Genomic DNA, 13,520 nt, shown 5'->3' with positions numbered 1-13,520 from the left:
TCCCATGCCCTCTACTCCGCTGGTCGAGATTTCCGGCCTCAGCAAATGGTATGAAGACTTCTCTGCGCTGCATGACATTAGCCTGACGGTCGCAGAGGGCGAGAAGGTGGTCATTTGCGGCCCGTCCGGGTCGGGCAAATCGACGCTTATTCGCTGCATCAACCAGCTTGAAGAGCACCAGCAAGGCACCATCCGCGTGGCTGGACAAGAGGTGCGGCCGGGCATGAAAGGGATTGAAGCCATCCGGCGTGAGGTCGGCATGGTGTTCCAGGGCTTCAACCTGTTTCCGCATATGACGGTGCTGGACAACCTGACCCTTGGCCCCATCCGCAACCGGGGCATGGACCGCGCCGCCGCGCGCAAGCTGGCGATGGAATACCTGGACAAGGTTCGCATTGCCGAGCAGGCCGACAAATACCCGCCGCAGCTATCGGGCGGGCAGCAGCAGCGCGTGGCCATCGCACGCGCGCTTTGTATGCAGCCGCGCGTCATGCTGTTTGATGAACCGACCTCTGCGCTTGACCCCGAGATGATCGCGGGCGTGCTGGACGTGATGGAAGGGCTGGCCCGCGACGGCATGACCATGATCGTGGTCACGCATGAAATGGGCTTTGCCCGCCGCGTGGCCGACCGGGTGGTGTTCATGGACGAAGGCGAGATTGTCGAGATCGCGCCGCCAGAGCAGTTTTTCAACGCCCCGCGGACCGAGCGCGCGAAACTGTTTTTGGGTCAGCTTCTGGCCCATTGAAGAAGGTTTGAAACCCGCGCGGCGCCCTTCTATACATTTGCCAGTCCAGTTGCAGGAGCGCCCATGCCGAACCCAACCGCTGCCATGCTTGTCATTGGCGATGAGATCCTGTCGGGCCGCACGCGCGATGCGAACATGCATTACCTTGCGGGTGAATTGGCGCGCGTGGGCATTGATCTGGAAGAGGTGCGCTTCGTGTCGGACAAGCACGCGCGCATCGTCGCCGCGCTGAACGCGTTGCGCGCTGACTATGACCAGGTGTTTACCTCTGGCGGGATCGGCCCAACACATGACGATATTACCGCCGATGCCGTGGCCGACGCCTTTGGGGTGGGCATCGACGTGCGCGAGGATGCGCGCGCGATCCTTGCCGCGCATTACCAGCGCACGGGGCTGGAATTGAACGCCGCGCGCCTGCGCATGGCGCGTATCCCCGACGGGGCGGCGCTGATCGACAACCCTGTGTCCTCTGCGCCGGGTTTCACCATTGGCAATGTGCATGTCATGGCGGGGGTGCCGGCGGTGTTTCAGGCCATGGTCGCGTCGGTCCTGCCGGGGTTGCAGGGGGGGGCTGCGCTGTTCAGCCAGACCCTGTGCATTCACCGCGGCGAGGGCGAAATCGCGGGCCCGCTGGCAGAACTGGCCAAGGCGCACCCGGACGTGTCGATCGGCAGCTATCCGTTCCAGCGCGATGGCGCGTTCGGGGTGAACGTGGTCGTGCGCGGGGCCGACAAGGCGGTGGTCGATGCCGCCATGGTCGCGCTTTGGGCGCAATTCCCAGAGGCCGTCGCATGATCGGCGCAAAGGCCTGCTTCACGACGCTCGCGGCAACTTGGCCCGCCGCGCGCAGTTGGCAGCAAGACGGCTGGACGCTGCGCGACGGTGCGGGCGGCGGCAAGCGCGTCTCTGCCGCCAGTGCCGGACCGGATGCGCGCGCCGCCGATCTGGCCGCGCTTATGCCGGCTGGACCGCTGGCCATGCTGCGCCCCGAACAGACCGCGCTGGACCGTGACCTTGCGGCCTTGGGCTACACGGTGGTCGACCCCACGCTGATCTATGCTGCGCCCGTGGCCGATCTGGCGCAAAAGCCGCCCCATGTCAGCCTGTTCGACCTGTGGGAGCCGTTGGAGATCATGCGCGAAATCTGGGCCGAGGGCGGTATCGGTCCTGACCGCATTGCCGTGATGGCGCGCGCACCCGGCCCCAAGACGGCCTTTCTGGCGCGGTTGGGCGACCGGGTCGTAGGCTGCGGGTTCTGCGCCATCCATGACGGGGTCGCCATGCTGCACGCGGTCGAAATCCTGCCCGCCTACCGCCGCCAAGGGGCCGGGCGCACCATGCTGACCGGCGCGGCCCATTGGGCGCAGGGGCAGGGGGCAGAGTGGTTCACGCTGGCCGTGACCGAAGCCAACGCGCCCGCCCGCGCGCTTTATGAGGGGTCGGGACTGCAAGCGGTCGCGCGCTACCATTACCGCCAGAAACTTGGGTGAACACAAGATTCTGAACAGCGCGGCAATTGCCGTGAACCGTGATCGGGTGCATAGCGATAGGACCGACGTCTGTAGCGCCGGGCCAATTTCGGACAAATCCCATGTCGAAACCGCCCTTTCCGCCATCCCGCCTGCTGTCACAGGTCGGGCGCCCTACGCTGTCGCATCTTGCGCTGAACCTGTTTGTCGCCACATGGATCATGGCGGTGCTGAACACCGGGTTCTGGGCGCGCCTGCTTCAGATCTTCGACCATGACATGGTTCAGATCGGGGTTTTCGCGGCGGCGTCCTTCGCGCTGACGGTTCTGACGCTCGAAACCCTTGCGCCGTTCCGCCTGCAAAAGCCCGTCGCGGCTGTGCTGATCGTGATCGCGGCAGGCGCCAGCTATTTCGAACAGGCCTATGGCGTGCTGATCGACCGCGAAATGGTGCGCAACGTGTTCGAGACGACTCCGACCGAGGCGGGGCATCTGGTGACACTATCGGCCATTGCCTATGTGGGATTGCTGGGCGTTGTTCCGGCGGCGCTGGTCTTTTGGCCCAAGGTGCTGCGCTGGTCGCTTCCGCACCAGCTTTGGCGCTGGCCCTTGGGGGTGGCGCTATCTGCCGCCTTGGTCGTGGCTGGCCTTATGACGGATTTCAAAGCCTATTCGGCCGTCTTGCGCGAACATCACGAATTGATGGGCAGCTACCAGCCCGGTGCCACGCTGTCCGCAGTTGCCCGTTTTGGCAAACAGCAATTCGCCAGCGCCCGACCCGAAGCCCAGCCAATCGCCACGGATGCGGTGCGCGGCCCGTCTCTTGCCGCCGCCGACAAGCCCGTGCTGCTGGTGATCTTCGCCGGAGAGACATTGCGCGCGCAGGATTTCGGCCTGAACGGCTACACGCGCGATACCACGCCCGAGTTGCGGGCGCGCGATGTCATCAATTTTTCCGACGTGTCATCTTGCGGCACGTCCACGGCCGTGTCGTTGCCCTGCATGTTCTCGGCCTTGCCGCAGGCCGAGTATTCGCGCGAAAGGTTTCTCTCGCAACACACGCTTCTGGACGTGGTAGAGCGTGTCGGCTTCGATGCGCATTGGTATGAAAACAACACCAGCAACTATGAAATTGCCGCCCGCACCGGGGCATCGCGGGTCGATGTCACGCTGGACCCCGCCGCTTGCGAAACCGAATGCACGGACGAGATTTTCCTGCCGGTCCTTGCGCAAGCGCTCGACAACATCACGTCGGACACGGTGCTTGTGCTGCATATGATCGGCAATCACGGACCCGCCTATTACCTGCGGTATCCGCCCGAACATGCCCAATTCCAACCCGATTGCCGCACGGCGGAATTTGCCAAATGCTCTGTTCAGGAATTGGTCAATGCCTATGACAATGCGGTCTTTGAAACGGATTTCGTCCTGTCGCGCAGCATCGACATGTTGCAGGCAAGCGACAAGGTTCTGCCTGCGCTGATGTTCCTGTCGGACCATGGCGAATCCTTGGGCGAGAACGGCCTATACCTGCACGCAGCGCCCATGTTCATGGCTCCCGAAACCCAGACCAAGGTGCCGATGGTGTTGTGGATGGGCGCAGAGTTCGAAACTCGCATGGGGCTGGACCGCGCCTGTCTGGCCGATGCGGCCGCGCGCCCGGCAAGCCATGACAATTTCTTTCATACGGTTCTGGGGCTTCTGGATATACGAACCGACACCCGTGACCCGGCGTTGGACCTGACCGAAGGCTGCCATGTGACGCGGGACGCGACATGACCGGCGCGCGCGACCCGCAGCGCCGTCAGATCACCCCGCCCCGGCGCGGGCTGCTGCATGTGATCGACGCGGCGGGGTATTCCATTGCGGGGTTGCGGCGCCTCTGGGCCGAGACCGCCGCGCGGCTGGAAGTGTTTGGGGCCGTGGTCGTCGCGGTGCTCTTTGCCCTACGCGGGGCAGAGCCGTGGCACTGGCTGGTGGCCGTCATGCTGTTCGCCCTTGTGCTGGCGGTAGAGGCGATCAACACCGCGCTGGAAGAACTGGCCGACCACCTGTCGCCCGAATGGTCCGTGATGGCGAAACATGTCAAAGACCTTGGGTCGGCCGCCGTGGGCCTTGTGCTGCTGGCCACCGGCACATTCGTCGTGGCTGTCTTGCTAGGCATCGTTTGATTCGATTGCACAAGGCCGCCGGCATCCGTTAACCTTCGGGAAATTCCAATGCAGAGGGCATGATGCGATATTTCAAGACTTTGGCAGTTGTGGCGAGTGTTCTGGCGGGGCAGGCGCAGGCGCAAAGCTGTGGCGGCGATTTCGGCGCTTTCGTGGGCGGCTTGAAAGCGGAAGCGGTCAGCCGGGGCTATGATGCCGCGATGGTGGACCGGTTCTTCGCCAGCGTGCGCCGGGACCAGTCGGTCATCAATGCCGACCGCCGCCAAGGTATCTTCCAGCGCCCGTTTCTGGATTTCTCGCGCGCGCTGATCTCGCAGAACCGCCTGAACAACGGTTTGCGCAATTACGACCGCTACCGGTCCGTGTTCGACGCAGCCCAGCGCCAGTTCGGCGTGAACCCCGGTATCCTGCTGGCCTTCTGGGCGTTCGAGACCGATTTCGGCGCGGTGCAGGGCGATTTCAACACGGTCAATGCGCTGGTGACGCTGGCGCATGATTGCCGCCGCCCCGAATTGTTCCGCCCGCAGGTTTTCGCGGCGCTGGAAATGCACCGCCGGGGCGATCTGGACCCGCGCACCATGACCGGCGCATGGGCGGGCGAGATCGGGATGGTGCAGAAACTGCCCTCGGACATCATCAACCACGCGGTCGATGGCGATGGCGACGGGCAGATCACACTGAAAACCTCTGCCGCCGATGCGATCATGTCGGGCGCGTCGATGCTGCGCGCCAAAGGCTGGCGCGCGAACGAGCCGTGGATGCACGAGGTCGCGCTGCCCCAAGGCATGGACCTGACCCGCACGGGCCTGCGCACCCGGATGAGCGTGTCGGACTGGCAACGCATGGGCATCCAGCCCACCCATGGCAGTCTGCCCTCGGGCAATCTGCAAGCGTCGATCATCGTGCCGCAGGGCCATCGCGGCCCGGCCTTCATGGTGTTCGACAATTTCAGCACGCTTTTCGAATGGAACCAGAGCTTCATCTATGTCACCACGGCGGCTTATTTCGCCACGCGGCTGACGGGTGCGCCGGTTTACCGGGCCGGAAACCCCGAAACCGGGCTGAACCAGGACCAGATGCGCGATTTGCAGCAAAGGCTGGCCGCGCGCGGGTTCGACGTGGGCGCGGTTGACGGCATTCTGGGGGCCAATACCCGTGCCGCCGTGCAAGACGTGCAGGCGCAGCTCGGCCTGCCTGCCGATGGCTGGCCCACGCCGGCACTGTTGCGCGCGCTCTAATCCCCGGCGCGGAGCCAATAGCTATGGTCGCCCCGGCGCGCGCCGGGGGCGCTGTTGCCTTGGCCCGCGCGCAATTGCGGCACTTGTTGTAACACCCGGCGCAGGCGGCGCAGCGCCAGCGGCTTTGTCATGACCAGAACGCCCGCGCGCTCTGCCTGTTCGGCCAGCGCGGGGCCGTGATCGGCTGTCACCAGAAGCGCCGGAATGTCGCCATGCGCGGCGCGCAGAGCGGCAATGGCCTGCAAGCCGGTTGCGCCATCGTCCAGCTGGTGATCGGCCAGAATGACATCGGGCGCAAGGCCAAGATCGGCGATCTGCACCTCTGCCTCTGTCAGGGACGCGGCCTCTATCGGGCTTGCCCCCCAGTCTTCCAGCATCCCCATGATCGCGCGGCGGCTGGTGGCGTCATTCTCGATCACCAGCACCAGCATGTCCGACAACAGCCCCGCCGTCTGGTCGCTGTCGGGCAGCGGCGGGGCGGCATGTGGCCCCGCGCTTGCCTGCGGAAGCGTGACGGAAAACACCGTGCCGCGGCCCGGTTCCGACCGCAGGTCCAGCCCGTGGCCCAGAAGCGCGCAGGCCTGTTCCACGATGGCCAGCCCCAGCCCCATGCCCGCTTCGCCGCTGGGGTTCAGCCGTGTGAATTCGCGAAAGATCTCTGTCTGCTTGTCGGGCGGAATGCCGGGGCCGGTGTCCCACACTTCCAGCCTCAGCGCGCTGCCGTGGCGTCGTGCGCCCAGAAGCACGCGGCCCCGCTCGGTATAGCGTAGGGCGTTCGACACAAGGTTTTGCAGAATGCGTTTCAGATAGACCGGGTCGCTGCGCACGCTGGCCGCGCAAGGCATGACCCGCAACTGCAACCCGCGCCGGTCGGCCATGGGTTGAAATTCGTCGCGCAGCCGCGCGAAAAGCGGGCCAAGCGGCACGGTATCGACCCGCGCGCGCGCGGCACCAATGTCGAATTTCGACAGGTCCAGAAGCGCTGCCAGAATATCTTCGACAGATGCAAAGGCGCTTTGCACGCGCCCGATCAGGCGGCTTTGCGCGGGGGCATTGTCCATCGCCGCCAAGGAAGCAAGGAAAAGTTTGGCCGCGTTCAGCGGTTGCAACAGGTCATGGCTGGCGCTGGCCACGAAGCGCGATTTGCTGGCATTGGCGCGTTCGGCCGCATCGCGCGCGGCTTCCAGTTCGACCGTGCGGGCCTGCACGCGGGCTTCCAGCGTTTCGTTCATGCGGTGCATTTCGGCTATCGCGCGCCGTTCGCGGGTCAGGTCGGTGAAAGAGATCACGAAGCCACGGTCGGGCATGGCCTGCGCCGACAGGTGCAGCTCTGTCCCGTCCTCTTGCACAAGGTCCAGCCCCAAGGGCGGCCGCGACGCGGGGCCGTTCACCCAATCGGTCAGCACCTGGCGGATATTGCCCCGGCCCAACAGACGGCGGCGCATCAGGTCGTTCAGAAGCTGCGTAAAGGGCGTGCCGCTGGCCAAAAGCGCGCTGGGCGGCGCGAATATCTCGCGCAGGCGGCGGTTCCAGCCCGCCAGCCGCGCTTTCGCGTCGAAGATCAACACGGCCTGGTCAATATGGTCGAGCGTGGCGCGCACCATCTGGGCCTGCTCGTCCAAGAGCTTTTCGCGCTCCAGCCGTTCGGTGCGGACCATGGCGGTGACATCGGTCTGGATCACGGCGGTGCCGCCGGAATTCATGCGCTGTTCGCTGACTTGCAACCAGTTGTCCTGCACCAAGGGCACGACGAAATTGACGTTGCGGCGGCGGTGGCTTTGCAGGCGTTGCGCGGCCCAAGCGTCGCGCTCTGCGGGACCGGACAGGTCAATCGCCGCGCTTTCCGACACCATGCGCACATAATCCTGAAATGGCAGGCCGGTGCCAAGCTGGTCGCGGATGTCGGGCAGGGCCGCGCAGAACTGGCTGTTCCACAAGGTCAGCCGGTCGCGGGCGTCGAACATGGCAAAGCCCTCGCCCATGGCTTCCAGCGCGTCGGCCAGCGTGTTGCGCGCGCCGACCGCGTCGCGTTCGGCCTGTGACAGGCGGGCATTGGTCACGCGCAGCTTGTCCAGCGCTTCGGCCAGGTCTCGCGTGCGTGCGCGCACCTGCTGTTCCAGCGCGACCACGTCGGACAATTGCCCCATCGGGCGGCTGGGCAACTGGCCGCGCTCGGCCCGGTCCATCAGCGCGCCCAAAATGGCGCGCAGGCGGGCATTTTGTTCGTCAAGCGGCAGGTCCGGGTCGATCATGGGCCAACCCCGTAGGCAGCCAGATCATCGCCCGAATCCGGCGGGTAAAAGGCCAGCCCGGTGAAGGTCTGGTTCACATGGACCATGTTGAACTGCTCGCCATAGGTGTTGAAGCCGGTCACGCCGTGGCGGTCCAGCACTTCGGATACCGCGCGTGCGGTCTGGCTGTTCTCGGCCTCCAGCCGCCGCAAGATGCAGTCACAGGCCAGAATATCGGGGGCGACCCCACCGGCGGCCAACCCGGCAAGCGCGCGGTCCAGATGCGCCACAAGGTCGGTGCCCTGCGCCAGCCGCAGAACCAGCCCGCGCTCTATGGCCGAAAAGAAGCGCAGGGTGCCATCAGGTTCCACCCGCTGAATGGCCAGCACATGATGCGTGTCGCCGATCTTGGACACGACCGGGTTCGCGGCAAAGGTGAAGGGCGACAATTGTGCCGGGTCTTTGCCGAGAATGCGCGCATATTCCGGCCCGGCGGGCATACCGTTTATTTCCAGCACCAGCCGTTGCGCGGGGTCGGCATCGGTCACGACCATGCGTTTCTCGGTCGGTTCCAGATGGTCGAAGCGAAATGCCGTCACGGTGCAGGGCGTGCGCAGAACCGCGAGCGTTGCGGCATTGCTGCGAAAGCGGCGATCCACCAGCACAAAGGTTTGCCCGAAGCGCAGCCCGTCACCGGCAGAGCCGCCGACCAGAGGGCTTTGCCCCAGCGCTTCGGACAAGGTCCAGACAAGCTGGTCTTCCATCAGCGACAGGCCGTCCGACAGCAGAAAGGCCACCTCGTTGGCCCAATCGGCGGTCGAGAAGGTCAGCCCCGCGCGCAGCTCGAACGCCATGGCGCGGGCCTGTTCGGGGTCGAACCCGGCAAGGTCCGTCACCGCGCCCACGGCCACGCGAAACAGTGCGCGCGGCAGGCCAAGCGCGGTCAGGCTGTGGTCGAGGTAGCCGCCCCGGCCGATTTCGCCCGCGGTGGTGCAGCCCATGACCTGCACGCTGGCGGGCAGGCTGGCCAAGGCACGCTCTATCGCCGTCAGGTCATGGCCCTCGCCCACGAACAGCACGATCAGCGCAAGATCATCGGGCGCAAGGGCTGCCAGAACTTCGGCACTTGCCGCAGCGCTGTCGGGATTGCCCGATTGCGCGCGCCGCATGATGCCCGCCGGTCCTGTCATTCGCGCCGCCCTCCGTGTCCTGCGCGTCAGAGCCTACGGCACAGGCCGCGCAAGGCAAGCCCGCTTCTAACGCCGCAGGATTTCGGCGAAACTGGCGGAATTGGCGATGCGCACGGCTTGCGTGCGGCTTTGCGCCCCCAGTTTGCGCAGAATTGCCGTGACATGCGCCTTGACCGTGGTTTCGGTGATCGACAGCTCATAGGCGATCTGCTTGTTCAGATAGCCCTCGCACACCAGCGCCAGAATGCGGCCCTGCTGCGGCGTCAGGTCCGACAGGCGGTCGATGACGCTGCGCTCGGCCCCGTCGGGCGCTGTAGCGCTGGGCGGGGTGTAGCCTTCTGGCGTGTAATGCCCGCCTTGCAGGGCTGCGCCGATGGCGGCGACAAAGGCTTCTCTGGGGCTGTGCTTGGGCACGAAACCGGCCGCGCCCGCGTGCATGACGGCGGCGATGATCCTGTCATCGACCATAGAGGACACAACCACCACCGGCACGCCCGGCGCCATGTTGCGCAGGCGTGTAAGCCCGTCCAGACCGGCCACATCGGGAAGGTTCAGATCCAGTACGATCGCGTCGGCCATCGGGCCGCTGCGCAAAGCGTCCAACCCTGTTTCCAGTGTCGCAGCGGTGCCGATCTGCGGCTGGCCCAGCGTTTCCGACAAGGTCATCTGAAGCGCTTCGCAAAACAGCGGATGATCGTCGATGACAAGGATCATTCCGCTTCCCTTTTGCGTTGCATGTCCCACGGTTATCATATCGGAGCGCATCGGTTCACCGCAACTTTGCCTTGCGCCATGCTAGGCCATTTTCCGCGAAAGTGCGCCCCCTTCTATCGTCTAACAGGCGCGGCGCGGCCAGTCGCCATGTGTGGCAATTGGATAGCATGGCGTGCCCCTTGGCCCGCGCGGCGCGGCATTGCGGTTGACCCGGCAGGGGCAGGCGGTATTGTGGCGGCGAATACGTGATGCCGGTCAATGCCTTGGGGAAGGCGCGACGCGCGCATTGCTGCCAACATCATATGCCAGCATGGCAGGTAATCTATGACCCAGTTTTCGCGCCGGACCTTCTTGGCAAGTGGCACCGTGCTTTTGCTCTCGGCCTGTTCCGTCCCGCGCGATGCGCCGCGCAAGAGCGAGGTTCTTTCGGGTGGCGACACCGGCGAAGGCGATCCCGATGCGCTGTTTTCCGTGGTCGAGGTGACATCGGACACGTTGAAGACCATCGCCGACTGGCCCGTGGCCGACTCGCGCCCCGCCAAGCGCTGGCCGTCGCGCGGGGGCGGCCTGACCAGCCAGCGGCTGGCACCGGGCGACAGCGTGTCGCTGCGCGTCTGGACGGCCGAGGAAAGCTCTTTGCTGACCAGTCCGGGCCAGCGTTTCGCCGATATTCCCAACCTGACCGTGTCGCAATCGGGGCACATCAACCTGCCCTATGTCGGCGAGGTGCATGTCGCAGGCCAGCGCACCGACAGTGTGCGCGCCCGGATAGAGGAACGGCTGAGCGGTATTATCCCTTCGGCGCAGGTGCAGCTTGATGCCGAAATCGGGCGGCGCAATTCCGTCGACATTCTGGGTGGCGTCGCCGCGCCCGGCAGTTTTCCGCTGGAAGAGCGCAACCTGACAGTCCTGAACCTGGTCAGCGAAGCCGGCGGGCCGAAAGACGCGTTGGCGAATCCGCAGCTTCTGCTGACGCGCGGCAATACCGTCTATCGCAGGCCCTATAGCGACGTTCTGGAAAACCCCGAGCTGGACGCCGCCCTTGTCGGGGGCGATCGTGTGGTGATCGTCGAGGATGAGCGCAAGTTCACAGCACTTGGCGCGGCAGGCAGCCAGAAGGTGATCGGGTTCGACACCGAAGAGCTGAGCGCGCTGCGCGCCGTGTCGCTGATCGGCGGGATTGCCGACAATCGCGCCGACCCGCGCGGTCTGCTGGTGCTGCGCCGCTACTCCAAGGCCGATGTCGGGCGTGCAGGGGGCCCGCCCAAGGAAAAGGTCGTCTTCAGCCTGGACCTGACTAAGGCCGACACGTTGTTTGCCGCAGACCAGTTCATGCTGCAAGATGGCGACGTGGTTCTGGCCACTCAGGCCAGCGGCACGACCGCGCAACGCATCATGGGGCTGTTTGGGGCGCTGTTGGGCGCGGGGCGGACGATTTCAAATATAACTGACTAGGCTTTCGCCGGAAAGCTGAACCCGGCCTCTGCCATCAGCGCGTTGGACCGGGTTTCGACGACCTGCTCCAGCCGGTCTAGGAACACGCGCGGGTCTTCGCCCGCCGGGATGGGCGGCAGGAATTCGACCACCGCCGTGCCCGGCTTGCGCAACATGCTGCGCTTGGGCCAGAACAGGCCGACATTGGTCGCCACGGGCACGCAAGGCTGGCCAAGCTGTTCATAAAGCACCGCAGAGCCGACCTTGTAGGGCTTTTCATCGCCCGGCGCGACGCGTGTGCCTTGCGGGTAGATGATGATCTGCCCAGCAATCTCGCGCCCCTGCTCGACCCGCGCAAGCATGTCACGCACCGCGGCCCCGCCCTTGCCACGGTCCACCGGGATGCAGCGCAGCCATTTCGCATACCACCCCAAGAACGGCGTGCGCATGAGTTGTTTCTTCATGACGAAACGCGGGTTCGGCAGGGCACCGAAAATAAGGATGATGTCGAAAAAGCTTTGGTGCTTGGCGGCGACCAGCGCCGGGCCTTGCGGAAGCTCGCCGCGAATATCGACATGCAGGTCAACCATCCAACCGGCCGTCCAGCGGACGTAATGGCAATAGGTGTGGCAGGCTTTCAGCGCCATGTCGCGCCGAAACGCGGCCAAGGGCGCAAAGGCCAAGGCCAGAACCGCCATCGCGATATACATCTGCACGATGAAGATGAAAGATCGGACATATTGAAGGGCAAGGCGCATCAGGTCACTCCGCGCAGAACTGTCATGGCGGTGGCCGCCGCCGCAAACAGGGCCACCAGCGCGATCAGGACGGGCACCATCAGTGGCACCAGCCAGCCCGCGCCCTGAAAGCCCAACCCGCTTGTGGCCTCTGGCCCAAGCGAGGGCAAGCCCAACATCGACACCATGCCCAAGGCTGTGCCGATAGCCGCGCCCAAGGCCGCGCGCTGCGTCATGCGCCGCACGAAGGCGCGGGCGATGAAGCGGTCCCGCGCGCCCACAAGGCGCAAGACGCGAATGACTTGCGCGTTCGATGCAAGTGCCGCGCTCGCGGCCAAGGCGATGATGACACCCGTGACCCCTCCGATCAGCCCAAGCGCAAGCAGCGACAGCCCGCGCAGACGGCTGGCCGCGTCGATCAGCGGGCGGCGCCATTGGCTGTGGTCGTCATAGATCGCGCCGGGGGCTTCGGCGCTTAGCCGCAGGCGCAGCCCTTGGCGGTCCGGCCCGTCAAGGGTTTCCCACACCTCGATCATGCGCGGCAGTGGCAGCGTATCCAGCGGCAGGTCCGGCCCCAGCCAGACCGACAGCAGCGCGCCCTGTTCTTCGGCTGTCATGACGCGGGCGTCTTCTATGCCCGGCGTGGTGCGCAGCACTTCCAGCACGGCCTCTGTCTGGCTGTCCAGTTCGGCGGGCGGGGCAGAGATGCGGATCGTGGCGGTCTGTGCCAGCGCGTCGGTCCAGCTTTGCGCCAGCCGCCCCGCCGACATCGTCAAGGCCAGCGCGAACACCGCGAGATACGCCATGGACGCCGCCCCAACCCAGACAAGCCATGCGCTATGGCCGGTGCGCGGCACGATCTGGTCGGCGATACGGCTCACAGGTCGGCCCCCGCGCTTTGCAGCCGCCGCCCGGCAATGCGCAACACCCGAGCAGAGACCTGGCTTTTGGCGGTGCGGATCAGGTTCATGTCATGCGTGGCGATCAGGATCGCGGTGCCCATGCGGTTCAGCTCTATCATCAGCGACAACAGGCGTTGCGACATGTCCCAGTCCAGATTGCCCGTGGGTTCATCCGCCAGCAGCACGCGCGGCGCGGCGATGACGGCACGCGCCAACGCGGCGCGCTGACGCTCGCCCCCCGACAGCGTCGGCGGCAGCGCATCGGCCTGCGCGCGCAGGCCCACCCAGTGCAGCAGGTCGGAAATGTCGTGATCCTCGACCGTGCGCCCCGTGGCGGTCAACGGCAGGCCCACATTGGTTCGAATGCTCAGATGGTCCAGAAACTGGCAATCCTGGTGCACCACCCCGATAGAGCCGCGCATCTCGGCCAGGTCATCGCGGCTCATGGCGCGCAGGTCGGTGCCGTTCAGGACCACGCTGCCCCGGCTGGGCAGCAGCTCTCCGTAGCACAGCTTCAGGAAGGTGCTTTTGCCCGCGCCCGATGGCCCGGTCAGGAAGTGAAAACTGCCCGGTTCCAGCGTGACATTCACCCCCTCGAACAGGGCGCCGCCACCATAGTCATGCGCGACATCGGTGAATTCGATCATGGCTGGCCTGCGAAACTGCCGTTGGAACGGAACGAAAGGC

The 13,520-nt window shown here is 65.3% G+C and carries 13 protein-coding genes; 7 read left to right on the top strand and 6 right to left on the bottom strand.

The window, feature by feature from the left end; translation table 11 throughout:
• The first annotated feature begins 4 nt into the window (after positions 1 to 4).
• The 6 genes from J1C52_RS04295 (at position 5) to J1C52_RS04270 (ending at position 5,625) form a co-directional block, all read left to right on the top strand.
• Positions 5 to 748 (top strand): amino acid ABC transporter ATP-binding protein, encoded by a 744-nt coding sequence (locus J1C52_RS04295; RefSeq protein ID WP_304621947.1) that lies wholly within the window; start codon positions 5 to 7, stop codon positions 746 to 748.
• A gap of 63 nt (positions 749 to 811) precedes the next feature.
• Positions 812 to 1,543, top strand: a complete 732-nt coding sequence (locus J1C52_RS04290) for a competence/damage-inducible protein A (RefSeq protein WP_227426695.1) — start codon at positions 812 to 814, stop codon at positions 1,541 to 1,543.
• Positions 1,540 to 2,238 carry a GNAT family N-acetyltransferase gene (locus J1C52_RS04285; protein ID WP_227426694.1) on the top strand — a complete coding sequence of 233 codons (699 nt, stop codon included), beginning with the start codon at positions 1,540 to 1,542 and terminating at the stop codon, positions 2,236 to 2,238. Before J1C52_RS04290 ends, J1C52_RS04285 begins: the two co-directional genes overlap by 4 nt.
• 101 nt (positions 2,239 to 2,339) lie before the next feature.
• Complete coding sequence (locus J1C52_RS04280) at positions 2,340 to 3,995, top strand: phosphoethanolamine transferase (protein WP_227426693.1); 1,656 nt, start codon at positions 2,340 to 2,342, stop codon at positions 3,993 to 3,995.
• Entirely contained in the window at positions 3,992 to 4,387 is a 396-nt protein-coding gene (locus tag J1C52_RS04275) for a diacylglycerol kinase (RefSeq protein ID WP_227426692.1), read from the top strand. The genes J1C52_RS04280 and J1C52_RS04275 overlap by 4 nt, the downstream gene beginning before the upstream one ends.
• Before the next feature lie 62 nt (positions 4,388 to 4,449).
• Entirely contained in the window at positions 4,450 to 5,625 is a 1,176-nt protein-coding gene (locus J1C52_RS04270) for a lytic murein transglycosylase (protein WP_227426978.1), read from the top strand.
• Here J1C52_RS04270 and J1C52_RS04265 read toward each other — a convergent pair.
• The 3 genes from J1C52_RS04265 to J1C52_RS04255 form a co-directional block, all read right to left on the bottom strand.
• Complete coding sequence (locus J1C52_RS04265) at positions 5,622 to 7,877, bottom strand: PAS-domain containing protein (protein ID WP_227426691.1); 2,256 nt, start codon at positions 7,875 to 7,877, stop codon at positions 5,622 to 5,624. The genes J1C52_RS04270 and J1C52_RS04265 overlap by 4 nt on opposite strands.
• Complete coding sequence (locus J1C52_RS04260; RefSeq protein WP_227426690.1) at positions 7,874 to 9,046, bottom strand: FIST N-terminal domain-containing protein; 1,173 nt, start codon at positions 9,044 to 9,046, stop codon at positions 7,874 to 7,876. The genes J1C52_RS04265 and J1C52_RS04260 overlap by 4 nt, the downstream gene beginning before the upstream one ends.
• A gap of 66 nt (positions 9,047 to 9,112) precedes the next feature.
• The gene (locus J1C52_RS04255; protein ID WP_227426689.1) at positions 9,113 to 9,760 is read right to left on the bottom strand and encodes a response regulator; all 648 of its coding nucleotides are present in this window, start codon (positions 9,758 to 9,760) and stop codon (positions 9,113 to 9,115) included.
• Positions 9,761 to 10,084: 324 nt separating this feature from the next.
• Here J1C52_RS04255 and J1C52_RS04250 point away from each other — a divergent pair, with 324 nt between their 5' ends.
• Positions 10,085 to 11,215, top strand: coding sequence for a polysaccharide biosynthesis/export family protein (locus J1C52_RS04250; protein WP_227426688.1), 1,131 nt, complete (start codon positions 10,085 to 10,087; stop codon positions 11,213 to 11,215).
• On the opposite strand, the gene J1C52_RS04245 is transcribed toward J1C52_RS04250, so the two are convergent.
• Genes J1C52_RS04245 through J1C52_RS04235 form a run of 3 tightly spaced genes read right to left on the bottom strand, consistent with a single transcriptional unit; the run spans position 11,212 to position 13,480 of the window.
• The gene (locus J1C52_RS04245; protein ID WP_227426687.1) at positions 11,212 to 11,952 is read right to left on the bottom strand and encodes a lysophospholipid acyltransferase family protein; all 741 of its coding nucleotides are present in this window, start codon (positions 11,950 to 11,952) and stop codon (positions 11,212 to 11,214) included. The genes J1C52_RS04250 and J1C52_RS04245 overlap by 4 nt on opposite strands.
• Positions 11,952 to 12,812 (bottom strand): cell division protein FtsX, encoded by an 861-nt coding sequence (locus J1C52_RS04240; RefSeq protein ID WP_227426686.1) that lies wholly within the window; start codon positions 12,810 to 12,812, stop codon positions 11,952 to 11,954. The genes J1C52_RS04245 and J1C52_RS04240 overlap by 1 nt, the downstream gene beginning before the upstream one ends.
• A complete protein-coding gene (locus tag J1C52_RS04235; protein ID WP_227426685.1) occupies positions 12,809 to 13,480 on the bottom strand; it encodes a cell division ATP-binding protein FtsE in 672 nt (223 codons plus the stop codon). The genes J1C52_RS04240 and J1C52_RS04235 overlap by 4 nt, the downstream gene beginning before the upstream one ends.
• Between the last annotated feature and the right edge of the window lie 40 nt (positions 13,481 to 13,520).

It is taken from the genome of Roseibaca sp. Y0-43, from assembly GCF_020667835.1.
GTDB lineage: Bacteria > Pseudomonadota > Alphaproteobacteria > Rhodobacterales > Rhodobacteraceae > Roseinatronobacter.
The sequence above is the reverse complement of the archived record's forward strand: the minus strand, read 5'-3'. Positions and strand labels throughout refer to the sequence as shown.

Excerpts from the sequence above, each read along its gene's own strand:
- J1C52_RS04275 (WP_227426692.1), top strand. The coding sequence starts at position 3,992 with ATGACCGGCGCGCGCGACCCGCAGCGCCGTCAGATCACCCCGCCCCGG.
- J1C52_RS04235 (WP_227426685.1), bottom strand. The coding sequence starts at position 13,480 with ATGATCGAATTCACCGATGTCGCGCATGACTATGGTGGCGGCGCCCTG.
- J1C52_RS04250 (WP_227426688.1), top strand. The coding sequence starts at position 10,085 with ATGACCCAGTTTTCGCGCCGGACCTTCTTGGCAAGTGGCACCGTGCTT.
- J1C52_RS04285 (WP_227426694.1), top strand. The coding sequence starts at position 1,540 with ATGATCGGCGCAAAGGCCTGCTTCACGACGCTCGCGGCAACTTGGCCC.
- J1C52_RS04270 (WP_227426978.1), top strand. The coding sequence starts at position 4,450 with ATGCGATATTTCAAGACTTTGGCAGTTGTGGCGAGTGTTCTGGCGGGG.
- J1C52_RS04265 (WP_227426691.1), bottom strand. The coding sequence starts at position 7,877 with ATGATCGACCCGGACCTGCCGCTTGACGAACAAAATGCCCGCCTGCGC.
- J1C52_RS04290 (WP_227426695.1), top strand. The coding sequence starts at position 812 with ATGCCGAACCCAACCGCTGCCATGCTTGTCATTGGCGATGAGATCCTG.
- J1C52_RS04280 (WP_227426693.1), top strand. The coding sequence starts at position 2,340 with ATGTCGAAACCGCCCTTTCCGCCATCCCGCCTGCTGTCACAGGTCGGG.
- J1C52_RS04295 (WP_304621947.1), top strand. The coding sequence starts at position 5 with ATGCCCTCTACTCCGCTGGTCGAGATTTCCGGCCTCAGCAAATGGTAT.
- J1C52_RS04255 (WP_227426689.1), bottom strand. The coding sequence starts at position 9,760 with ATGATCCTTGTCATCGACGATCATCCGCTGTTTTGCGAAGCGCTTCAG.
- J1C52_RS04245 (WP_227426687.1), bottom strand. The coding sequence starts at position 11,952 with ATGCGCCTTGCCCTTCAATATGTCCGATCTTTCATCTTCATCGTGCAG.
- J1C52_RS04260 (WP_227426690.1), bottom strand. The coding sequence starts at position 9,046 with ATGACAGGACCGGCGGGCATCATGCGGCGCGCGCAATCGGGCAATCCC.